Annotated in this window: 17 protein-coding genes and 1 pseudogene; 1 reads left to right on the forward strand and 17 read right to left on the reverse strand. The window is 60.7% G+C overall.

Annotated elements, in window-relative coordinates:
* Positions 1 to 24: 24 nt before the first annotated feature.
* From thiS to IPP35_03895, 16 genes are all read right to left on the reverse strand, one after another.
* Positions 25 to 225: a sulfur carrier protein ThiS gene (thiS, locus tag IPP35_03820; GenBank protein ID MBL0058237.1), complete on the reverse strand. Its 201-nt coding sequence runs from the start codon at positions 223 to 225 to the stop codon at positions 25 to 27.
* A complete protein-coding gene (locus IPP35_03825) occupies positions 222 to 938 on the reverse strand; it encodes a ZIP family metal transporter (GenBank protein ID MBL0058238.1) in 717 nt (238 codons plus the stop codon). The genes thiS and IPP35_03825 overlap by 4 nt, the downstream gene beginning before the upstream one ends.
* Positions 938 to 2,734 (reverse strand): ABC transporter ATP-binding protein, encoded by a 1,797-nt coding sequence (locus tag IPP35_03830; protein ID MBL0058239.1) that lies wholly within the window; start codon positions 2,732 to 2,734, stop codon positions 938 to 940. Before IPP35_03830 ends, IPP35_03825 begins: the two co-directional genes overlap by 1 nt.
* Positions 2,731 to 3,837: a lipid-A-disaccharide synthase gene (gene lpxB, locus IPP35_03835; GenBank protein MBL0058240.1), complete on the reverse strand. Its 1,107-nt coding sequence runs from the start codon at positions 3,835 to 3,837 to the stop codon at positions 2,731 to 2,733. Before lpxB ends, IPP35_03830 begins: the two co-directional genes overlap by 4 nt.
* Complete coding sequence (locus IPP35_03840) at positions 3,837 to 4,829, reverse strand: Gfo/Idh/MocA family oxidoreductase (GenBank protein MBL0058241.1); 993 nt, start codon at positions 4,827 to 4,829, stop codon at positions 3,837 to 3,839. The genes lpxB and IPP35_03840 overlap by 1 nt, the downstream gene beginning before the upstream one ends.
* Complete coding sequence (gene lpxI, locus IPP35_03845; GenBank protein ID MBL0058242.1) at positions 4,826 to 5,635, reverse strand: UDP-2,3-diacylglucosamine diphosphatase LpxI; 810 nt, start codon at positions 5,633 to 5,635, stop codon at positions 4,826 to 4,828. Before lpxI ends, IPP35_03840 begins: the two co-directional genes overlap by 4 nt.
* 19 nt (positions 5,636 to 5,654) lie before the next feature.
* On the reverse strand, positions 5,655 to 6,479 hold the full coding sequence (lpxA, locus tag IPP35_03850) for an acyl-ACP--UDP-N-acetylglucosamine O-acyltransferase (GenBank protein ID MBL0058243.1): 825 nt from the start codon (positions 6,477 to 6,479) through the stop codon (positions 5,655 to 5,657).
* Positions 6,479 to 6,937: a 3-hydroxyacyl-ACP dehydratase FabZ gene (gene fabZ / locus IPP35_03855; GenBank protein MBL0058244.1), complete on the reverse strand. Its 459-nt coding sequence runs from the start codon at positions 6,935 to 6,937 to the stop codon at positions 6,479 to 6,481. The genes lpxA and fabZ overlap by 1 nt, the downstream gene beginning before the upstream one ends.
* 17 nt (positions 6,938 to 6,954) lie before the next feature.
* Positions 6,955 to 7,863, reverse strand: coding sequence for a UDP-3-O-[3-hydroxymyristoyl] N-acetylglucosamine deacetylase (gene lpxC / locus IPP35_03860; GenBank protein MBL0058245.1), 909 nt, complete (start codon positions 7,861 to 7,863; stop codon positions 6,955 to 6,957).
* Positions 7,860 to 8,870, reverse strand: a complete 1,011-nt coding sequence (gene lpxD / locus IPP35_03865) for a UDP-3-O-(3-hydroxymyristoyl)glucosamine N-acyltransferase (GenBank protein MBL0058246.1) — start codon at positions 8,868 to 8,870, stop codon at positions 7,860 to 7,862. Before lpxD ends, lpxC begins: the two co-directional genes overlap by 4 nt.
* Positions 8,871 to 8,877: 7 nt before the next feature.
* Positions 8,878 to 9,594, reverse strand: a complete 717-nt coding sequence (locus IPP35_03870) for an OmpH family outer membrane protein (GenBank protein MBL0058247.1) — start codon at positions 9,592 to 9,594, stop codon at positions 8,878 to 8,880.
* Between the two features lie 11 nt (positions 9,595 to 9,605).
* Positions 9,606 to 10,943, reverse strand: coding sequence for a serpin family protein (locus tag IPP35_03875; GenBank protein MBL0058248.1), 1,338 nt, complete (start codon positions 10,941 to 10,943; stop codon positions 9,606 to 9,608).
* Between the two features lie 4 nt (positions 10,944 to 10,947).
* Positions 10,948 to 11,973: a hypothetical protein gene (locus IPP35_03880; protein ID MBL0058249.1), complete on the reverse strand. Its 1,026-nt coding sequence runs from the start codon at positions 11,971 to 11,973 to the stop codon at positions 10,948 to 10,950.
* Positions 11,970 to 15,320 (reverse strand): hypothetical protein, encoded by a 3,351-nt coding sequence (locus tag IPP35_03885; protein ID MBL0058250.1) that lies wholly within the window; start codon positions 15,318 to 15,320, stop codon positions 11,970 to 11,972. The genes IPP35_03880 and IPP35_03885 overlap by 4 nt, the downstream gene beginning before the upstream one ends.
* A gap of 395 nt (positions 15,321 to 15,715) precedes the next feature.
* Complete coding sequence (locus IPP35_03890; GenBank protein ID MBL0058251.1) at positions 15,716 to 18,661, reverse strand: autotransporter domain-containing protein; 2,946 nt, start codon at positions 18,659 to 18,661, stop codon at positions 15,716 to 15,718.
* A gap of 360 nt (positions 18,662 to 19,021) precedes the next feature.
* Positions 19,022 to 19,996, reverse strand: coding sequence for an IS110 family transposase (locus tag IPP35_03895; GenBank protein MBL0058252.1), 975 nt, complete (start codon positions 19,994 to 19,996; stop codon positions 19,022 to 19,024).
* A gap of 251 nt (positions 19,997 to 20,247) precedes the next feature.
* Between IPP35_03895 and IPP35_03900 the strand changes: the two are divergent.
* A pseudogene (locus tag IPP35_03900) lies at positions 20,248 to 21,499 on the forward strand (IS256 family transposase).
* A gap of 482 nt (positions 21,500 to 21,981) precedes the next feature.
* On the opposite strand, the gene IPP35_03905 reads toward IPP35_03900, so the two are convergent.
* A complete protein-coding gene (locus tag IPP35_03905; protein ID MBL0058253.1) occupies positions 21,982 to 22,995 on the reverse strand; it encodes a mechanosensitive ion channel family protein in 1,014 nt (337 codons plus the stop codon).
* Between the last annotated feature and the right edge of the window lie 165 nt (positions 22,996 to 23,160).

Genomic DNA, 23,160 nt, shown 5'->3' on the forward strand with positions numbered 1-23,160 from the left:
CCATTTTAACAGATTCCAAGAGATTCAACCCCCGCCGATCATGCGGACGATCTCCACCGCATCCCCTGGGGAAAGACGGGCGGCGCCGTAGTCGGCGCGTCGGACGATCTTCCCGTTAATTTCGCAGGCGAGCCCTCCCGAAGAAAGTTTGAGCTCCGCCACCAGTTGGGCCAGGGTCAGGCCCTCGGCCACCGTTCGGGGTTCGCCGTTCACCGTCAGGTTCATGGGTGGGGGAGGAGGGCGCTGACCGCCACGCCGGCCACGATGAGAACCCAGCACCACAGGTCTCGGCTCTTGTGAATACGGGGCAGGATGTCCGCCATGCTGATGTAGAGGAACCCCCCCGCCGCGGACCCCAAAAGCACCGCCAAAACGGGCCCGCTGGCCCAGTTCCCCGGGAAAACACCGATCGCCACGCCCAGCGGCGTCGCCAGGGCGAGCGCGGCCACCAGCCCCGCGGTCTTCCGGCGGGAATAGCCGGAGTCCAGGAAGAGAGTCGACAGCGTCATGCTGTCGGAAAATTTATGGGCGATCACGGCGCTCGCCACCGCGAACCCGAGAGCCTGGGAGGAAACGAACGAAAAAGCGATGGCCAGGCCGTCCGCCAACCCGTGGAGAAAAAGCGCCGCCCAGGCGCCGTATCCCACGCGGTGGACCGCGCAATGTTCTCCCACTTCCCCGCAGGCGTGAACCACGGTGAATTGCTCCGCCGCGAACAGCGTCACGAGCGCCGCCACCACTGCGATGCCAGTCCCCCGGGAACTGAGGGCCCAGGCCTCCGGAAGAAGGTGCATAAAGGTCATGGCCAGGAGGATCCCGCTTCCGAACGCCAACACCCGCCACAAATTGCGTTCCGCCCAGGCTTTTCGGCGAAGGATCACAAACCCGCCGGCCGCTGTCGCCAGCACCGCGAGAAATGAAAATGAAATCGGTCCCATCAGCGTTCCAGCATTTGAAGCTCGTAGAGGTGGCGATAAATCCCGTCCGTGGCCAACAGTTCCGCGTGGGTGCCGGTCTCGGCCACTTTCCCGTGTTCCATCACCACGATGCGGTGGGCGTTTTTGACCGTGGCCAACCGGTGAGCGATCACGAGAGTCGTGCGGTTTTTCATCAAGCGTTCCACCGCCTCCTGCACCAACCGTTCGGATTGGGCGTCCAGGGCGCTGGTGGCCTCGTCCAACACGAGGATGGGAGGGTTCTTTAAAATGGCCCGGGCGATGGCCAACCGTTGCTTCTGACCACCCGATAATAAAATGCCCCGCTCGCCGATCATCGTGTCCAAACCCAGGGGTTTGTCCTGGATGAATTCCCAGGCGTTGGCGGCCTGGGCGGCGGCCATGATCTCCGCTTCCGTGGCCCCCGCCCGGGCGTAGGCGATGTTGGCGCGGATCGTATCGTTAAAGAGGAGCGTCTCCTGGGTCACGAGCCCGATTTGTTTCCGCAGGCTTTGGAACGTCACCTCCCGAATGTCCCGGCCGTCGATCCGGACAGCGCCCGAAGCGGGGTCATAGAAACGCAGGAGCAGGGCGGAGAGCGTGGTTTTGCCCGATCCGGAGGGGCCCACCAACGCCACCACTTCCCCCCGCCGGACCGTCAGGTGAACCCCGTCCAGAACCGTGCGCTCGGGTTGGTAGGAAAAACCCACATCGTCAAATTCGATGGCCTTTGTGAAGGCGGGCAAGTCCACGGCGCCGGTCCGTTCCACCACGGTCGGACGTTCGTCCATCAATTGGAACATTCGTTCCGCGCCGGAGAAGGCCAACTGGAGCGTGGCATTGGACCGGGAAAAGTTTTTGACGGGCTGGTACATTTGGAGGGCGCTCCCGATAAAAGCGAAAAAGGCGCCGGTGGTCCAGACGTGGTGAACCACGTCTTTACCGCCGAACCAGAGAATAACCCCCATGCCGAGCGCCCCCAACATTTCCATCACCGGACTGGAGAGAGATTCCACCCGGGCGTTTTTCATGTATATTTCGAAATAGGCTTGGTTTTCTCGACGGAAACGTTCCCGTTCGTAATCCTCCCGTTGAAACGCCTTCACGACCGGCGCGCCCACAATGGTTTCTTGGATCAAGGTGTAGAGGTCCGACATTTTGGACTGGCCCTGCCGGGAGGTTTTTCGAAGACTTTTCCCAAACCGGGCGATGAGGATCCCCGAGAGAGGCAGGAGCGTGAACGCGATCAAAGCGAACTTCCAATGGAGATAGAAAAGGAATAACGTCAGGCCCACCACAGTCAGGCCATCGCGAACAATCATCACCGGAATCTTCGTCAGCGCGTTTTGAACCAACTGCCCGTCGTTGGTCAACCGTGCGATCACCCGGGCGGAATCCGTCCGGGTGAAAAAGTCCATGGACAGGGAATGGATATTGCTGTAAGCCTCATCCCTCAAGCGCCGGACGATGGCGTTGCCGATGTAAGCCGTCACAAAATCGTGCACGTAAGAAAGAACGGCCTTCATGAAATACAGGGCGATCAAAAGGAAAACAATCTGGCTTAACATTTGCATGTCGGCGCTCAGGAGAGCCCGGTCGATCACTTGTTTCAGGATCCACATGGATCCCGCCGTGATGACCGCCACCAGCGCCATGGCGATGAGCGCCAGCACCATCCGGACCCGATGGGGACGGAAATAGGGAAGAAGCCGTTTCGCCACGGCCGAGGAGGAGACCCCGCGTTGAGCGCCTTCCTGAACCATCCCCTGTCGAAGGGGCATCTGAGTGATGCCGCTCACGCCGCCTCCTTCAAAATGGCCTCGGCCGCGCGAACCGCCGCGCCGGGTCCGCCAAGTTTCTCTCGAAGCGCCAAGAGCTGTTTTCGCACCGCCCGACGCTCCGGGGGGTTCGACAAAAGGGCCCGAAGGGCCCCCGCCAGTTTTTCCGGCGTCGCTTGGGATTGAATGAATTCGGGCATGAGCGTTTTCCCGGCCAAAATGTTCGGCATGGCGATGTTCTTGACCCGGACCAGGAGCCGAGCTAACGCGTAGGTTAGCCCGCTGGTTTTATAGGCCACCACGGTGGGAAGGCCCAATAGCGCGTTCTCTAGGGTGGCCGTGCCGGAACAAGCCAGCGCCACATCCACCCCCCGCCGCCAACCGTAGTTTTCGTCCCGAACCATTTCCAAAAGAAAAGGGCGCCGCCGGGGAACATTGAGGAACCCATCGTAGAACCCGTTCGCCAGGGTCGGTGCGGCGAAAAGAACAAAGCGCGAAGACGAAGGAAGGAGTTCCGCCGCCTTTAAAAAAACCGGAAGAAGCCGCCGAACCTCGCCGGGACGGCTCCCCGGCAGGAGACCCACCACGGGTTCGACCCGCATCGGAGCCTCCCCCTCCGCCGCCGGCAAAACGTCCAGCAGGGGATGCCCCACGAAGGTCACCGGAACGCCCGCCTCGCGGTACAGGGGTTCCTCGAAAGGGAAGATCACCAGCATGCGGTCCACGCATTGTTTCAAGGCCTGTATCCGCCCTGGACGGCTGGCCCAGACCTGGGGGCTCACGAAATAACAGACCCGGCTCCCCGCCGCTTTGGCCGCGCGGGCCACATGCCGGTTGAACCCATAGAAGTCCGTCGGGACGACGACGTCGGGTTTGAATTCCGCCAGAGCGGGGCGGAGGACCCGGTTCAAAAAATTCAGAAAAAACGGGACCTTTTTGATCGGCTCCAAAAAGCCCATGACGCTTTGGGACACCAGGTCCCCCAGCCAACGGTCGGCGATTTTTTGGAGGGCCGGTCCGCCGGCGGCGAGAATTTCCGCTCCGCGGGATTTGGCTTCCGCCGCCACCCGAGCCGCGTGCTGATCTCCCGAGGGGTCTCCCGCGACGAACAGGATTCGCGGCATCAGAGGGAATGAAGACTCATGGATTTTCGGATCTCCAACGCCAGCTCCAGGGCGTCCCGCCCATGGGTCCCCCCCACCAGCGGCGGCTTCCCGTCCCGAACGCATTGGAGGAAATGACGAAGCTCGGTTTCGAGTGGATCCTTTTTTTCCAGCCGCGGCCGCTGTATCGCCACGTCCAACAAACTCCGAATCGGGTCGTGCTTTTTCCGGTAAATTTTCAAACTCCGTTCCGAGTAATCCAGGGACATGTAGGCGTCTTTTTGAAAAACGCGGATCTTCCGGAACTTTTTCAAACTGACCCGGCTGGCCGAAATATCCGCCCGGCAACCCCTCGAAAAGAACAGCGTGGCCTTCACGATGTCTTCCTGGTTGGACAGAACCCGCCCGCCCACCGCGTCCAAGCGGACCACCTTGTCCTGGGCCAGCGCCAAAACGATGTCCAGGTCGTGGATCATGAGGTCCAACACAACGCTCACGTTGGCCACCCGCGGATCGTAGGGCCCGAGCCGCGAGGCTTCGATGAAAAGGGGATCCTTGGCCTGCCTCGCCATTTCCACCACGGCGGGGTTGAACCGTTCGATGTGGCCCACCTGAAGGACCAAATTTTTCTCTCGTGCGAGGGATATAATGTCTTCGGCCTCTTCCACCCGCTCGGTGAGCGGCTTTTCCACAAAACAGTGCCAGCCCCGCTCCAAAAAAGACCGGGCCAAGGCGTGGTGCGCGGGGGTAGGCGCGGCGATCACCACCGCCCGGGTCTCCGGTGGAAATTCGTCGGCGGTGCGGAAAGCCGGGGCCCCGTGGGCTTTCCCCAGTTCGCGGGCTTTCTCTAAATTCAAATCGGCGATTCCCACCAGGCGAGCGGGCCCGAGAGTGGACAAAATGCGCGCGTGGTGGCGGCCCATCTGCCCCACGCCGACAACACCTATGGGCACCCGTTCCGATTCAGGGACGGACGGTTCTTGAACCACCGGGGCCTTGCCGAAAAGCCTCACTTTTTTTCCTTTATTCCCATCACCACCAGTCCGGCCTCCTGGGCGCCCTTTAAAAACGCCTCTCGATCGAACAACAGGGTTTTCCCCGCCTCCACCACCAGCACGGCCGCCCGGGCCGCGATGAGGGATTCCAACGTGCCCTGCCCGATGACGGGGACATCGAAGCGGATGTCCTGACGGGGTTTGGCCACCTTGGCCGCGGTGAACCCCGGGGCGAAGGCCCCCGCCCGTCGGATACAGGCGTCCGTCCCCTCCATGGCTTCCACGGCCAAGACGGCCCGGTCCTTCACGCACACGGTCTGCCCCAGGTCCAAACCCGCGATGGCCTTGGCGGTGGCAAACCCGAACTCCATGTCGCGTTTTTGTTCCCCGGTGGGCCGAACCGAGGTCATGGGCCCCTCGGGGGCCAGCCGGTCGGCGAGATAAGTCGTGGAGGGCAAAAAGCGGATGCCGTGTTTGGCGAACTCTTCCGCCACGGCGCCTAAAATCGTATCGGTCTTTTTATTGGGAAGCAGGGCCAAAATCTTAACCGCCGTGGCGTCCAAATGCCGGAGGTCGAAGATGCTCACGTGCTTCACCTGTCCGGCCATGACGGCTTCCTCGGCCCCGGCCTCTTTCAAAATCTCGATGGTGCGTTTAATCTGCCCCAACTTCATCCAATGAAGAGAGTCCACGAGACCCGCCAACGCCGGGTCGGTTTCCCCCTCGATGGCCGCCGCCACCACGGACCGGCCCTGCCGACGGGCTTCCTGGGCCAACAACAGCGGGAATTGCCCGTTGCCGGCCACGAGCCCAAGGGGTTTCATGCGAAGGGGTGGGAAACGATTAAGCGGGACTCTCGTCCGACTCGCCGGCGGATTTCGCCGCCGGGCGGCAGAGCCCCCGGGCCCCGGTGTTCCGGAGGAATGCCACGAAGGTGTCCACCTCTGGAAAACGCGGCCCCTGGTCGATCTTCGCCACGGCCTCCGCCAGGGAGAGCCCCGAGGCGAAGAGCGTCCGGTACGCCGCTTTGAGGGCGCTTAGAGTTTCGCGGGAAAGACCCCGACGGCGAAGGCCCACCAGGTTCAACCCCACGATCTTCGCGCGGTTCCCGTGGGTGGTGCAGAAGGGGGCCACGTCATTGACCACCATGGAAGCCCCGCCGATCATGGCGCCGGCGCCGATCCGAACAAACTGGTGGACCGCCGATAGGCCGCCAAAAAAAGCGCCCGGCCCGACCTCCACATGCCCGGCCAGGGTCGCCAGGTTGGCCATGATGATCCCGTCCGATAAAACGCAGTCATGTGCCACATGGCAATAGGCCATGATCAAGCAATTCGAACCCACCTTGGTGATCCCCGTGGCCGAGGTGCCCCGATGAATGGTGACGCATTCCCGGACCGTGGTCCGGGCGCCGATCTCCACCCGGGTTTTTTCCCCCTTAAATTTCAGGTCCTGGGGTTCGGTGCCAACAAAAGCGTGAGGATGGAACCGGCAAGCCTCCCCCACCGTGGCGTATTCCACGACGCCATGGGGCCCGACCCAACAACGGTCCCCCAACTCCACCTCGGGCCCGATCACGGCGAAGGGCCCGATCTCGACCCCCGCGCCGAGTTTGGCCGTCGGGTGGACGATGGCCGTGGGATGGACCCGCGTTTCCGCCGAAGACATCAGGGTTTCGCCTCTTTGTCCACGATGGCGAACATGAATTCCGCCTCCGTCACCAGTTCGCCCGCGACGAACGCCTCCCCCTTGGCTTTCCCAACCCGCCCCGGCCGGAGGATCTCCACCTTCAGTTCCAACTGGTCCCCTGGAACAACGGGTTTTCGGAACTTCACTTTGTCGATTCCCATGAAGAAGGCCAGCTTGGATTTGTTCTCCGGCTTCTCCAAGAAAAGAACGCAGGCGGTCTGGGCCATGGCTTCGACGATCAAAACGCCGGGCATGATGGGCCGCCCCGGGAAATGGCCCTGAAAAAACGGCTCGTTGCCGGAGACGGACTTAAACCCCGTGATCTTTTTGTCCGCCTCCACAATGACGGCCTTGTCCACCATCAAGATCGGGTAACGGTGGGGGATGGCGTTCAGTATGTCGACGGTGTTTAACGTGCGGGGCGTGGCGCTGTCCATGGGGAGAGACCTCCGGGTTAGTAAGTCGAAGCGATGGGTTCCGAAACGGGGGCGGCTTCGCCGGCCATTTGGGCGGCGAGCTGTTTGACCAAATTCACGTTGTGCCCGTGCCCCACGCGGGACGCTTTGATGCGCGCCTTGAGCGGGAGGCCCAATAGAAATAAATCGCCGATGAGGTCCAGGGTCTTGTGGCGGACGAACTCGTCGGGATAGCGGAGCGACTTCTCTTTGTTATGGATACGGTCCATCCCCACCACCACGGCGTTGCTCAAGGATCCGCCCTTGGCCAACCCCTGGCGTTTGAGCGCCTCCACTTCGTAGTCGAAACAAAACGTTCGGGCCCGGGCGATTTCGTTGAGATAATTCTCCCGCGTGAGCGTGAATTCCCGCCTCTGTTCGCCGATCAAAGGATGTTTGAAATCGATGATGGTTTCCAAAATCAGCTCCTCCGCCGGCTGGACTTCGTAAAACGTTTCCCCCGCCCGATAGACCAAAGGGTCCGGTTGAAAAAACCGCCGGGGTTCCGCCAATTCCGAGAGGCCCGCCTTGAGCAAAACCTCCCAAAAAGGAAGCGCGCTCCCGTCGGCCACCGGGGGCTCGTTGGCGTTCACTTCCACCACCAGGTTGTCGATGCCCAAGCCGTAGAGCGCGGACAGCACGTGCTCCACCGTGTGAACCCGGGCCTCGTGATTTTTTTCGCCATCGAGGCTCAGCGTGGTGCCTCGGATGACGCTGGAGACGATTCGGTGGTGGGCCGGCAAACTCGGCCGGCCGGGGAGGTCCGTCCGCACGAACACCACGCCGTGATTGGCCGGGGCGGGTTTAAAAATGAGATGGCATTTGTTTCCGGTGTGAAGCCCGATGCCTTTATAGACGGCCTCCTGGGCGATGGTGCGCTGGGGCTCTCCGGTCGAAAATATTTTCATAAGAATTTCTTCCTCAGGTTCTTGATTTCCTCAAAAAGTTTGGGCAGTCGCCGAATGGACGCCAACATTTTCATCTCATCTTGAATGGGTTGGGCCGGGGTTCCCCAAATCACCTGGTTGGGTTTCACGTCGTGGGAAATGCCGCTCCGCGCCGCGGCCACCACGTTGTCTCCAATGGAAATGTGCCCCACCACTCCCACCTGGGCGGCTAAAACCACATTTTTTCCTATTTTCGTCGATCCGGCCACGCCCGTCAAGGCGGCCACCAAGCCGTTCTCGCCGATTTCAACGCCGTGGGCCAGCTGGACAAGGTTGTCGATCTTGGTCCCCCGCCCGATCCGCGTCACCCCCACCCCTCCGCGATCGATGGTCGCGTTGGCCTGGACCTCCACATCGTCTTCGATAACCACCGTCCCGATCTGTGGGATTTTCAATTGCCGCCCCCCGGCCGGGGTGAACCCAAAACCATCTCCGCCGATCACAACGCCGGGTTGAAAAACACAACGGTTACCCACTGTGACCCGTTCCCGGAACGTGACGTGGGGGTACACCAGACAGTCCGCCCCGATGGCCGTGTCAAAGCCCACATAAACTTGGGCGTATAAAATCGTGTTGTCGCCCACCGAAGCGCCCTCTTCGATGACCGTGTGGGCGCCCACTGTGACGTTATTTCCGATCTTTGCCGTGGGCGCAATCACGGCCGTGGGGTGGATGCCCCCGGGCCGCCGCGTTCGTTCCCGGTCCAAAATATCGAGAACCGCCGCCCACCCCTGGGAAGGATTCTTCAGCGCGATGGCCGCCCGTCCCTCGGTTTCCACGTCGGGAGAAACGATCACCGCTCCCGCCTTCGTGGTGGCGAGCTGGGACCGGTACTTTGGGTTCGCCAGAAAGGTGATATCCTCCGGCCCCGCCTCTCCCAACCCCGCCGCCCCGCGGATCACCACGGAGCCGTCCCCGCGAAGGATCCCCCCCACTTTTTCCGAAATTTCGGCCAGCGTCAGTTTCATAAAGGTTTTACTTCTCCTCGTCCGGAAGACCGCGGACCCGGCGGCTCAGGGCCTCGGTCAGGTCCACGGTGTTGGTGCCGTAGAGAATGGCGGACTTGTCCACCACCAGGCTGATGCCCCTCTCGTCCGCCAGCTGAACCAGGGCTTTATACAAACGGCCCAAAATCTGTTTCGATTGCCGCGCCTCAAAATTTCGCAAGGCGAGCGTCGCCTCCGCCCGGGCCTTTTCGATCTCCTCCTGGCGTTTAACCAGTTGGTCTTGGCGTTTCGCCAAGCCTTCCGCTTCAGACACGGAAGCCACCGGGGTCGGAGGCGCCAGGCTCACGGGCGTCGTGCTCACGGCCGGCGGCTCACCCGTTACAGTTCCGGACGAAAGGAGTGTGTTTGTCGACGAAATGGGGGGGGCCTTTAACGCCTCAATTTCGCCCTTCAGATCCTCCAGGGCCCGCTCTTTTTCAGCCAGTTCCCCTTTGTAACGGGTCACCTCTTTCCGGTATTCCTCCCGAGCCTTTTTCGTCTCCGGGTATTCCCGAAAAATGAGATCCATGTCCACGTAGCCCACCGGCGAGCCCGACGCCCCTCCCCGCCGCACAGGGATCTCCATCCCCCGCACGACTCCCGCCGCCACGAGAAGTCCAACCCCTAAAGAAATTCGCCGAAAAAACAAACCATCCCCCCAGCCGCCAGGGCCGAACTGAAACACCCCGCCGCCGAAACCGATCAAGAACGTCTATTTTACCAGAACGCCGGGGGAGTGTCTACGACAGAGGAAAAAAATTGCCGCCTATTCGGAGGAGACATGCGGTCTTTGCCTTTTCTCCCCCTCCTTCGCAAGGAGGGGCAAGGGGAGGTATCAGGATTCTGGTTTTCGGTTTCTAACGCTTCACCCCGGCCCCACGAAGCGCCCCAGGAAAAGAATCGTTCCCGAAGAGCGGTGGCGGATAAAATAAAGGAATGGACGGTCAGCTCGAAGAGAAGAGAGGAAGGGGCCGCGGCTCCCACCCCCATCACGACCGCCGTGGCCGCCGTGGCCTCTGTTCCCTCCTCGTCCACCTGAAGGAAGGCCTCGTGAAAGACATGGCTGATGAAAATAGGTTCATCGGGGCGAAGGGGTCGAACGCCGGAAAAATCGGCTCGATCGGGGTCAAAGGCCCGCCGAATTCCAAGGGACTTAAGGTCGGGGGGAAGGTTCCGTCGAAAACGGCTGGTAAATTTCGGAAAAAACACCTCGACTTCGTGGTTTTGAAGACCCGCCACCCACGTTTCCAGTTGGCCGGGGTTCAGTCGTTTCTCCACGTCCCCTAACGTCTTGCCTTCTTTCGGGAGGAGGACCACCAACGAAAGATCGCCCCCTCGATAGGGCATCTCCAGCGCTTGAACCCACTCGTCTTCCGCGTAGGGGAACCGCGAGGTTTGACGCATCAAATCAACCGGAAACGTCGTTCCATCCGATCCATGAAATGGCGTTGGTTGGGTGTCGGTCTTTTCAAACGCCTTTTCCCAGGTTCCTTTGAAATAGACAGCGTTGGTAAGGACAGTCTGTGTGATCGAATCGATGGTCCCTTCAGGCAAAAGTTCGGGAATCTTGGTTTTTGTCCGGTCGGACACCCAGTGATTGATCGTCAACCTGGAAGGTTCCGGCGCCTGGCCAAAATCAAGAAGTTCCGCCCCCGCCCCGTAATCGTCGGCGAGGGTTTTAAGGAATTCCGGTTGAAAAGCCGCGCCTTTCCGCAACCAGATCCGGTTGGCAATGTTTAGTTCGTAGGGTCGGTCCGTTCCACCCAAGGCGCCGTCCAGCCGATGGAAGCCCGCGTGGGGCCCGACGGGGGGGAAATGAAAGACGGTGTTGATTTCCGTCAACGTTTCGCCACGCGCCCCTGCGGAGGTCATGGCCAAGGCGGCGGAAAGACTGTAGGGCGAAAAGAAAACGTTTCCCGCCCCGACGCCCAATTTTGCGTAGAGGTCCAGCGCGAATTGGGTGTTCCCTTTCACCAGATCTTGAGGAAGAGGATCCGCTCCCAAGACCGTACCTGCATAAAGGACCAGGAGACCTGCCGGAATCTTTTTTCGCATGGGATTATTTTGTCAGTTTTGGTCGTTTATTGGGGGTCCCGGCTTTGCCCGGATTTTTTGGTTTGAACCCCGCCGGGCGCGGAGCCGGCGACCGCAAAATTTCTCCCCAGCTCCAGGCCAGGGCCAAGGAATGGTCCGATCCCCATTCCGGAGCGCTTTGTTGAAAGGCGTAGTCGAGGCGAAGGTTTTCTCCCAGCTTGAGCCCGAACCCGGTGGTGAAGTGGTCCAAGAGCCCGTCGGCGGTGGACTGAGCGTCCAGCGCCAAATTGTCCGCGCCGCCCAGAGACGTGCGTAGGCCCGCTCGAAGAGAGAGGGATCGCCACCGATACTCGAACCCCAAGGCCGCCTCGGAACCCGCCCCCGCCAAGGACCGGTGATAGCCCGCCAAAAAGGTCACGGCCCCGGGTTCCCAGGACGTTTCCAAGCGAAGAACGCTGGGCAGGGGATCGCTTTGGTGGATGTATTGGATTCCAGGCCCCAGTTGGTTGACGGCGGCGCTCAACAACACATCTTTCACCACGTAGGAAACCCCGGCGTCCACGGACCACCCCACGCCGGAACTCTCGCCGGCCAAGGTGGATTCAAAAAACCGCCCGGCCGCGCCCACCCGCAACCCCCGCGCCAGTTTCCGCGAGAGAGCCCCGGCCACCGTCGTGTGGCGTGCCGAGGTGTCGGCCCCGGTCGGCTGGCCCGAGGCATCCCTCCCCCCGGCGGGGTCCGACGCCATAAAGCGGGCTGAAAGAGCCATGGCCGTTTTGGGATCCAACCCGGTGGCGAAAGCCACATGTCCATCCGTGGTGTCGCCCCACAACTGGGAAAAGGTGGCGTAGAACTCCGATCGGCCGTGGGTGGGGGTAACCAGGGCGGGATTGGCCCCCAAGGCTTCGGCGCCAAAAGCCGCCGCGGAAATCCCGCCCAAAGATTCCGCCCTCACCGAGGGGTCCACGGCCAGGAACGCGGCCCCCGGGGTTTTGGCCCCGAGACCCAGCGGGCTTAAAAAAAGCACCGCCGCGATAAACCGTTTTTTCACCGCACCACCGTGACCCGCGTTTTAGCGATAACGTTTTCGCTTCCGGCCCGGCCGTGGATCACGGCGTAATAGACCCCGCTGGCAATTTCTCCCGGCCAGGTGTAATCAAAAGCCGCCTTCCCGTTCACCACCGCGGTCGGCCCGTCCAGCCGCGCGCTGTGGACAGGGTGGCCCCGGGCATCGTACAGGGTGATCTCCACATTGTCCACATCGCCCAGCACGGCCCGAATGACGGGCGCCGCCCCGCCCATCGCCGGGTCGGGGTAACTGTAAGCTTCCGAGAGCCCCGCGGGGGTGACCTGGCTCGACACCGTCACGTTCAGAGTGCCCGAGAGACCCGACTGATTGCCCGCGTTATCATAAGCCAAGACCGCATAGGAATGGACGGATCCCAAAACCAACCCGGTGTCGGTGAAATTAGCCGCGGTGGGCGAGGCGGCCGCCAACCCGTCCCGGAAGAGACGATAGCCCGCCATCCCCGAACCCCCGGTGTCCGTGGAAGGGGACCAACTCAAGAGCAGTCGCCCGGCCCCGATGCCGACGGCCGCCAACCCCGTGGGGACCGAGGGGGCAATGAGATCCGAAGCCGCGTCCACGGTGAGCGTCACCGGAACCAACACGTCGCCGTTCCCCCGGGGGGCCCCCGGCGAGGCCGAGGAGACCGTGACGGTCCCCACATAAACCCCCGCCGCCAGCCCCACGGGGTTCGCCCCGATGGAAACGATCCCCTCCCCGATGCCGGAAAGGGCGGAGGCGGAAAGCCACGGCGTGTTGAGCGCGACCGCCCACCGGAGCGCCGCCCCCCCCAAAGAATCGGAGATGGTGATCGGGCTCACCGGCGGCAGGCCGCCACCGGCGACCGCGTGAAAAGAGAGGGCCGTCGGGGTCACCACCAAATCCGCCCGGGCCGTGTTGTTCACCGTCACGCTGACGCTCCCGGACAAGGCGTTGTTGCCCGCGTCGTCGAAGGCCCGGGCGGTGAGGACGTGAACTCCGTTCGTTTCACGGGTGCTGTCCCATTGATAGGAATAACCCGCGCCGGTCGCTGTGGACGTGGCCACGCCGTCGACAAAGAAAACCACCCGCGCCACCCCGACGTTGTCCGACGCCGCGGCAGACACGAACACCGAATAACTCACCGTGGCCCCCGCGAGGGGCTGGGAAATGACCACCGTGGGCGGCGTCGTGTCGATCACCAACGAAACCGACGCCGGGGGGCTGGTTACCGAGCCGTCGGAAACCGTAAAGGGGAACCCATCCAACCCCGCGTATCCCGTGTTCGGGGTGTAGGTAAGGTTGGGGGCCGTTCCCGTTAATGCCCCGTGCGCTGGCGACCCGAGCGTGTAGGTCAAAAGATCTCCGTCATCGTCCGTGGCCTGCAAAACGATGGCTTTGGGGGTATTGAAAAGCACCCCCGCCGTCTGAGCCAGCGCCACGGGGGCGTCGTTGACGGGCGAGACGGTCAGAGTGAAGGAGGTTTGGGCCGTGAGCCCTCCCCCATCCGTTACCGTCAACGTGAGTGTGGCCGACCCGTTGCGGTTGGCCGCCGGCGTCACGACCACCGTCCGTGAGGCGCCGGTGCCGCCAAAAACAATGTTGGAACTTGGAACCAAGTTGACGTTGCTGGACGCTCCGGACATCATCAGAGCCCCGGCCGCGGTTTGGGTATCGCCAACGGTAAATGAGAGGGACCCCGTGGGATTGTCTTCGTTCACCCCCTGGTTGGGGACGGTGGAAATGGTCGGGGGAGTGTTGCCGGCGCCGTTGGTCATGGTGGCGTCCACATAGTAGGTGCCGAGCGTGTTGTCGATGGTGACGGGAAGGCCGGCCTTGGCCACCTCGGCACTATCGGAAACGTTGATCCACTTGAAGGCCTTGACCGTCGTTGGATTCCCGCTGGCGGTGTCCTGAACGCGCAAATACCACCGTTTGGGGGTCCCGTAGGCCGGGGCGATATCCGAATAATCCAGAACGAATTCTCCGTCCACCGCCGCCCCCCCGCCGTTAAAAGCGTAGGCCCCTCCCGCCTGTTGAAGAACGTAACTGGGAGACCAACTCGTGGCCGGAATCGTTTGGGGGGTGTCGGAAAGCCCCAAAGAAACCCTCAATTGGTTTCGTGTCAAATGGGATAGGGTGAATTGGGCCAGGGCCTTGGGGGTGTAGGCGGGTTTCGCCGTGACCCACATGGCGTAGGAACCCCACCAGGCCGGTCCGCGCCCCGACGAGGGGCCCCCGGCCACGCCGCTGACGGATTTGAGCGCGTCGTAAGCCAGCCAGGTGAATCCCCCGTCCTGCCACCCCGATCCCCAGGAATTGGCGATCCGGAGAGCTCCCTTTTCGCCCGCGTCCACGGTTCCGTTCCCGTTGATGTCGACCCAAATAGCGTCGTTGTACCCGACCACCGTCATGGCATGGCCGCCGCTCGTCCCGCTGATCCAAAAGCCGGCGTTTTTCCCGACGAAGGCATCGTCCGCCGACGTCCCCGGATCATTGGAAATGGTTTTATACTGCCAAGAATTGATGTAGGTGGCGTAGGTCAAAACGTACCCGTTTACCAAGAGAGTTTTGAGCTGGTCCAAACCCGTGGGCGTGTCGCAATTGTAGACATAGCCGGTGGCTTGGACTCGGACGTTCAAGGCGTTCCGCCAAACAGTGGCGGTCAAAGGCCAACCGCGAAAATCGCTATTGTAGGGCCAATCGGCCCAGGTCGCGGCGCCATGTTTGGCCGCGATGGACCACCCGTCCGATTGCCAGGATCCTGCGTCCACCCCGCCATTCACCAGGTTGTAGGTGAATTTTGGAGAAAACCGGTAGGCGTCCCCGCCATTTTTCGCGTCCAGGTCCCGGGCCAGGGCGTTCATATGGGTGAAACAATAGTACATGCCCGCCCACTGGGCGCAGGACCCGATGGACCCTTGGCTTCGAATCGGCGGGAAATATTTCAGCGTGCTGTTGTCGATGGAGGGAGGAAGAGCGGTGGGCGCCCCCTGGGGCGCCAGGGCGGGCGCGCCCGGAACGGACGTCTGATCTTCGGTCAAGCCTTCCACTTCCAAGCCCACCGCGGAAACCTCCACGGCGCTCGGGGGCAATCCGCCCTGCCCCTTTTGGATTCGATCGGAATTGACCCGGGAGAGCCCCAGGGCGTTCAGTTTCACCCGCCGGGGAACGATCATGTGGGCCCGTTCCCAAACCTTCTGTTCCGCCGACGGCGGCCGCAGGCCGGTGGCGTGGGGATCGCTGTCCGCGCGCGCCGAAACCGAGAACCCCAGGAACAACCCCGCCATCAGAAGAACAAAACCGGAAGGCCGAAACGTCGGAACAAAATGAGATTTCCTCAAATCATCCATGAAACCCACCCCTTTGGACTTTTCTTATCCTCAGGCGTTGCTCTGACCTTCATGACGTCATTCACGGTTTCAGTAAAGCGCGTCGAAGCGCATTTTGTAGTTGCCCGATTCATCGGGCGATCCTCCGTCAAGAACCCATCATGGAACCAGGACGCCCCATAAATGGGCCAAAAACAAAATCCACGTTCAGTCGAACGGGAGAGCGGAGGAACCGGCCTCTCCGCTTCGCCGGCGAAAATCGGCGGAACGGAATTGGGTGGACAACGGATCGTGGTGGGGAGAACAGCTCACACCCCCTTTTCAATGAACCCAGGGGGAATCCCCGCTCCCTAGAAGCCTAACCCCGGGATCCCCCCCTGTCAAGGGAAGGAAATGGGATAAAACAGGGACCTACGTTAAAACCGGTACCGAACCCCGCCGTGAAGCCGGTGGAAGGTATTGCCGCCGAAATCGCCGTCGTAGGCCAGGAGCAAGGAAATATTTTCGCTGAAACTCGCGGACAAATCGCCGCCCAACGCGATCGTGTCCCCTTCCGGCGCCGACCCGGCCACGGACAGGGTCCCGCCCGATCCGGCGAAAGAGGCATTGATGTTGGTTTCACCCTTAAATTCATGCCGCCAGGCGGTTCGAACCTCAAAGCGGTCCCGCTTGTCCGTGGTGAACTGGCGTTGGACCCGGACCCCCAGGTGCGTGGCCAAGGATTCCCGCGTTTCGCCCGCCACCGACAAAGAGAGGGGCCCCGCTCCGGTTTCCTGGAACGCCCCCACGGTTTCCTGGGCCCATTGGAGCCCCGCCACGGGAACAAAATCCCACAGATCTTTCCGGAACGGCCTGCCCGCTTCGACGCCTGCGGCGTAGGCGTGGCCGCTCGGAGACGCGTCGGCCTGCAGGTTTTGAGTCCCATAAACAATTTTTCGCGTGGACACGTAGTCGTTGGTCTGGGTGGCCAGGAGAGCATCAAGATAATAGCTCGGAGCGTTGTAGCTTCCATAAAACCCGGGGGTGAGGCTTTTCCCGTCGACGTTAAATTCGTCCGATCCCATCTCCCCGCTGGACTGAGCGAACCCGATGCCGAACCCCAGGGTCCAACGGGGAGAAAAGCGATAATCCACCCCCGCCGTAACCCCGCCGGACGCCAGGGTACCGTCCGCCACGTCGGCGTCCCCCGGCAAGGGAGCGTATAGCCCATCGGCCGTGAGGAAGGCGCCCCATTTTTTTTCAAATTCGAAAAAGGAGTCCGGCTCCGCCCCGTCGTCCCGAACCCCCGCTTCGGCCGTCAGAGATCCCCACCGAACATTCGACCGGCTCTGTTCGGAACCGAACGTTTGTATTCCCCACTCGCCCAACCGGGCGCGGGCGAGCTGGCTGTGAACCCGTTGGGAAAACCCCGAAAGAGACGCGAACCCCACGGTCGTGAGCGTCTGGTAAGGTTGTGGGGAGATGGATTTCAACGCCTGGCCCAGTTCCTGTTCCGGCAAAGCGTTCAGCTCGCCCATGACCAGCGCCAAGTCACCCGTGGCCGACGGATAAACGCTGTCCATATAATTTCCCACCGCTTGCTCATTGCCCGTCCGCGCGTAGGAAACGTAGGGGGTTTTGATGGACGTCAAGACGACGTTGTACGAACTGTAAGCCACCTCGAACTGAAGGGCCGCACCCGTCGGATGGAAATCAAAGGTTCCGCCCAGGGACGAGGCATTCAGGATGGAATAGGTGGAGGTTCCCACCGGCAGAAACCCCGGGTTCACCCCGATGGACAAAGTTCCCCCCACCGCGGCATTGTTGGCGACGCTTAACCGATCGAATTGACCCGCGCCGGCCCCGTAAAGGGTCAAGGCGAGGGTTCCCCCGCTCTGGGTATAATTCGCCCTGGCCGTGATCGTTCGGGGACTCCCATCCCCCTTCAAGGTCCCGTCGGCCACCGTCACGTCCCCAAACCCCAGGGCGGAGGTCGTCGCCACCGCCAGCGTTCCCGCCTCGAGGCTGAGGCCGCCCGAAAAGGTGTTGTTCCCCGAAAGCGTCAGGATGCCCGTCCCGGTTTTCCGCACCGTCCCAACGCCCGACAGGTTGCCCGCGTAGGTCCCCGTCCCCGTTTGATCAAAAACCACCGCCGCGTTGTTGAGGATGTTCCCCTGGAGGCCCCGCCCGTCCCCCTTCAAAGTGCCCGCCGTGACCGTGGTCCCGCCCGAATAAGAGTTGGCCCCGGTGAGCGTCAAGACCCCGGCGCCGTCCTTGGTGAGGGATCCCCCCCCCACGATGGCGCCGCCGAAACTGCTCGACGTGGCGGAACTGACCGTCAATATTCCAGAGGGAAGGAGAACGGTCCCCCCGGTGTTGCCTCCCCCGTTCAATTGCCCGATGGAGAAACTGAAATGATTCAGATCTAGCGTGGCCCCGGCGGTGTCGGCCAGGGTGAAAGAGGTGCCCGACCGAAAGGCCGTGGCCGTCCCCGCTCGCAGGGTTCCCGCCTCGATGGTGGTCCCGCCGCTCCAGCCGAGCAAGGTGTTGTCCCCGGAAACCGTCAAAACCCCCTGGCCGAGTTTCCTCAACCGCGCGGGTTTCAAATCAATGCCCCCGTCCCGGAGCCCGCCCGTGAGCGTCATGAAAAAGCCGTTCGTGTCGATGGCGGGAGCCGGTGTGAATTGGGAGATCGGCTCCTCCAGATAGATGGGCCCGGATAAAGTGACGTCAGAAGCCATTTTCAAAGTCCCATTTTCGCCGATGTTCGCCCCCGGCAATTGGGTCGCCGAATTAATGACGACCGTGGCCTGGTAAAGAGCGACCGTTGTGGAGACCCTGTTGTTGAATTGAACCTCATTGACCGACGTCACATACAACCCGTCCAAACCAAGCAGTGGCTGGTTGAAAACGACTTTCCCGGCGCCCCCGGAAACAGAAAGCCCCGCTCCCGAGTTGCTCACCGTCGAATTGATCACCAGAGTTCCCGCCAGGGCCGAAATGTATTCCAGATCCAAGAGAGGCCCCGAAAAACCGATGGTTTGGGTCAACGCCGCCCTGTTGGTTATCGTGGATAGCCCCGAAAAGGTCACGGTATTCCCCTGCAAAGAAAACGAGTTGGCGTTGGAGTCGAAAACGATTTGAGACAGATCGCAGTTGAGGAGATTGTTGTTGCTCGAGGTGAACGTGCCGCCGAAATGAAGCGAGTCCGAGCTGGTCGGCGTCCCCAGATCCTCCCAATTCCCCGCCGTGGACCAAAGCGAGTTTCCCCCTCCCCCGACCCACACTCGATTGTCCGAACGGCCCACCCCGGAAAGAAAAAAGACCGCCGCAACCCCCGCCATGAGGGGCCGAAGAATGATTTTGCTGTTTTTCGTCAACAAGGTTCGCCTCCCTGAGCAAATATCCACCGGATTTAACCAACATCCACCATTCGCCACAACCTACCCCTTTCCCAACAAATTCGCAACGCCCCAGGTCCCTACCCAGATGCAACAGAAAGACCATAGAGGATCCATTCCTGATTTTGGGTCCTCCGGGTTTCGTATACAGGTTTGTTTGTTTATTTTTTTTGACTCGCGCCCCCCCTTGAGGCGTTATGAGCACGCCGTTTTGACGGTTGCGGTGCGGCCCGTTGTGCCGGCGATAGGCCGTTGAGCCGAGCCGGTCTCGATTCGGCGGCGAAGCCGACAGAGACCGGGCCCGGCGTTTCTGCCGGGCCACATGAGCAACTGTCTTGAAAGTCAAGGGTGAACATGGTTAGGAGCCAGCCGCCAAGGGGTATTGGTTTTAAGGATGGCGTTGAGGATAGCCAAGAGTTTCCTCATGCACGCGACGAGCGCGACCTTGGCTCGTTTGCCTGCGTCACGAAGGCGTCGGTAGAATTCACTTATCACCGGGTTATGGCGCGTGGCGGTGAGCGCGGCCATGTAGAGGGCTGACCGGATGGAGGCGCGTCCACCCCAGATCGTTCTCCGTCCGCGCATTGTGCCGCTGTCACGGTTGAAGGGGGCAACGCCGATGAGAGCGGCGGCCTGGCGGCGATCCAGGCTCCCCAGTTCCGGCATTCCGGTTAAGAGGGCGGCGGACAACTGGGGGCCAACGCCGGGAACGCTTTGAAGGAGGCTGTCCTTTTCGCACCAAAGCGGGTTTTGATGGATTTCTTCGCGGAGGTCTTTGTCGAGGTCGCGAAGCCGCTTTTGTAGCCAGCGGATGTGGGCTTCAATGTCCCGGCGAAGGGCGGCGGGGGCCGAGGGAAGGCGGTTCCCTTCTGCGACGATCATACCGATGATCTGTCGTCGACGGGTGACAAGGGCGTCCAGCCGGCGGGTATCCTCGTCGGGCAAGGTCCGGATCGGAGGCCGCACTCTCTCGCCGAAGAGAGCCAGGACGTCGGCGTCGATGGAATCGGTCTTGGCGAGACGTCCGGTGGCGCGGGCAAAGTCGCGGACTTGGCGGGGGTTGACAACAACGACGGGTAGCCGGGCGGCTCCAGCGGCGGATACGAATGGGATTTCATAACCGCCGGTGGCTTCCAATACCACGAGGGAGGGGCGAAGCTTTTGCAGATGTTTGATGAGGTCGTCGATGGACGATCCATCGTTGTCAACAGTAAACCGTTCGCCCGAAGGTCGGACGGCGATGTCGAGGTGGGACAGGGACACGTCGACGCCGATGAAAACGTCGGACGGAATGAAGGATTCATTGGATGGATTCATCACTACCTCCTGAGAAGCCCTTCCTTGCGGGATACGGGCTCAAATGGCCCTCGCAACTGTTCGGGCTTTCTTTGGAATCGGGCGCGGCGACCCTCGCTCACGTGCGGTGTGGGACACCCAGGGACGATCGGAGATATACTCAAAAGTTGTGGGTGAGGGGTTGAGGGGATAAAAAAGAAAAGCGTATCCTGTCTGGTGAAAGGAAACAAAAACCCGGTGGTTGACGCCACCGAACCCAGGAGGATACGCTTATGAAAGATGTTAAAACAATTCGGGCAGAAAAACCAGAAGGGCAAGGGGTGGTGGGTACGCTGGAAGAGATCGTGCGCCGCGGGGCGCACTGGCAGCTGTGGAAGTGGCGCTGAACGAAGAGGTGGATATTTTTTGTCAACGCCATGCGGCCCAGGTGGACGAACACGGGCATCGGTTGATTGTCCGCAACGGAAAACAAAACCGGCGGGTCTTGGTGACGGGAGCCGGCCCCCTTGGACATTGAGCCTCCTCGTGTGGACGACCGGGTTCTGAAAGGGACGGGGAGCCACGATTTCAGTCGATCCTGATCCCGCCGTATTTGAGGAAGACCAAGAACCTGGAGGAGCTGGTGCCGTTCCTGTATTTGAAAGGGATCTCCACGGGGGATTTCACGGAAGTCCTGGAGAAGCTGGTCGGGGAAAAGGTGCTGGGATTTTCAGCGGAAAGCGTGGTGCGGATGAAGCGGATCTGGGAACAGGATTACCAAGAATGGATCGGACGGGACATATCGAAGAGCGAATATGTTTACTGGTGGGTGGACGGAATCTATTTCAACGTCCGGCTGGACGATGATCGGCAGTGTATTCTGGTGATTATTGGGGCGAAGGAAGACGGAACCAAAGAACTGGTGGCGGTGGAGGACGGGTTTCGGGAGTCGAAGGGAAGCTGGCAGTCCGTTTTACGGACATTAAAACGGCGTGGATTGGCGAAGGGGCCAAAGTTGGCGATTGGTGACGGCGCGTTGGGGTTCTGGGCGGCGCTGTCGGAGGAATTCCCCGGCACGAAGACCCAGCTTTGTTGGGTTCATAAAACAGTCAACGCGCTGGACAAGCTTCCGAAGAGTCTTCAAGGGAAAGGGAAGCAAATGATCCACGACATTTACCTGGCGCCGACGAAAGAGGAAGGACACGCCGCCTTTGACGCTTTCGTCAAAGAGTTCGAATTGAAATATCCGAAGGCGGTGGAAACGATCAACAGGAACCGGGAGAGTTTGCTCGTTCTACGATTTCCCGGCGGAACATTGGTTGTCGATTCGAAGCACGAACGTGATTGAGTCGACATTTGCAACGGTGCGTCTACGGACAAAAGAACGAAGGGATGCGGTTCACGGATCGCGACGTTGACGATGGTTTATAAGTTGGCGGAATCGGCGCAGAAGCGGTGGCGGAATTACGGGGATACACAAAGTTGGCGGCGGTGTGGAAAGGGATCAAATTCAAAGACGGGGTTGAACTGGAAATGGCCGCCTAATTTACGACCGGATGGGATACGCTCCTCAAATCCCACCCACAACATTTGACAATATCTCGGACGATCGGTCTGCCGCGCCGAACTTCGGTGACAGTAAACATGTCACCAAGAGCTTTGACAAGATACAAGGGACGCCCGTCAAAACGGCGCGCGGAAGCCGACGGGGCACGTTTTCTTTCCCCCCTTTCTTTTGCGTGTCCAAAAGAAAGGGGGCCCGGGTCCAGGGCGGAGCGCCTGGGGGGGGGCCAGGGGGTGGAACCCCCTGGAACAATGCCGAGGTGTCTAGGATAGGTTTTCAAGGACGCTTTACCGATGATACACATACTGGTTTTAAATACACAAAACCCAGAAGAACCCCTATTTTGTTCATTGAGCGGGTTACCCTTTTCCATCGGCGGCCCGTAGCATAGCTCTGGGCACCTGAGGCGCCAGGGGCGCTGATGCGGGAGAGGGGATTTTTTTGACTGAAAAAATCCGGACCCTTACGAAGCGACCGGTTTCTGGGAAACGGCCGACGGAGAACCCGCCAAATAAACCGTTTGGGTCGGGAAAGCGAATTCGATTCCCCGCGCCTCAAAGTCCGATTTAATGGCGAGGTTGATGGTCTGTTGCACGTTCATGAAATCGTTGTAGTCCGGAGAGAGAACGAAGAAGACGATCTCAAAATCCAAACTGGAGGGCCCGAAAGCGGCGAAATGGGCCCGATCAAAACGGGCCTGGGGAACCGACGCCACGATGGCCTTGATCCGGCCGGGAAGCTCTTCCAGCAAAGCCGAGGAGGTGTTGTAGGTGACTCCCACGCGGCACAACACCCGCCGTTCTTGCATCCGCTTCAGGTTCCGCACGCGGGACCCCGTCAGGTCGGTGTTGGAAAAGACGAGCTGTTCTCCCCCCAAACTGCGCAGTCGCGTGGTTTTGATGCCGATGGCCTCCACAGTTCCCGCCATGTCCCCCACGATGATCATGTCCCCGTGCTCAAAAGGCTTGTCGAATAGAATGGCGAAATAACTAAAGAGGTCCCCCAACACCGCCTGGGAAGCCAGGGCCACCGCCACCCCCCCGATGCCCAAGCCGGCCAGGACCGCCGACAGCTTGAACCCCAGGTTGTCCAAAAGGACCAAAATCCCCACGGACCAGAGAACTACGTTCAAGAAAGGCGTGAGGGAATGGATTTTTCTTTTAAGGTCGTGGTCTCCTTCCACGGGGAGCCAGAGGCGAAAAATAATAAACCGAAGAATCCCATCCGCCAACCGAACCGCCGCCCACACCAACCAAAAAGCGCTGACGAACCGGAACACCCGGGCCCCCAAGGGGGGCCAAGAGAGGGGCCCCAGCGCCAACACGAACGCGCCGAAATAAAGGAACGGAGGAAGATGGTTGGCGATCCCCTCCACCAGGAGATCGTCCAAATTCGTTTTGGAAAACCGCGCCAACCATTTCAAATGCGGCAATACCAACCGCTTAATCCCCCAAGCCAAAAGGAAAAAACAACCCAAAGGACCCCCGCCTTCGCATAGGCCACCCACCCATGCCCCGATTCCATTTTCCCGACGAACTCAATAAGCTCCTGAACATTCATGGTCATAAATTCACCCGTACCTTTTAACCCCTGAATTTGTTTCCCCGCGCTTCCGACATGCGCCCCTTGAAGCGCCTTCCCT

Source organism: Elusimicrobiota bacterium (assembly GCA_016721625.1).
GTDB lineage: Bacteria > Elusimicrobiota > Elusimicrobia > FEN-1173 > FEN-1173 > JADKHR01.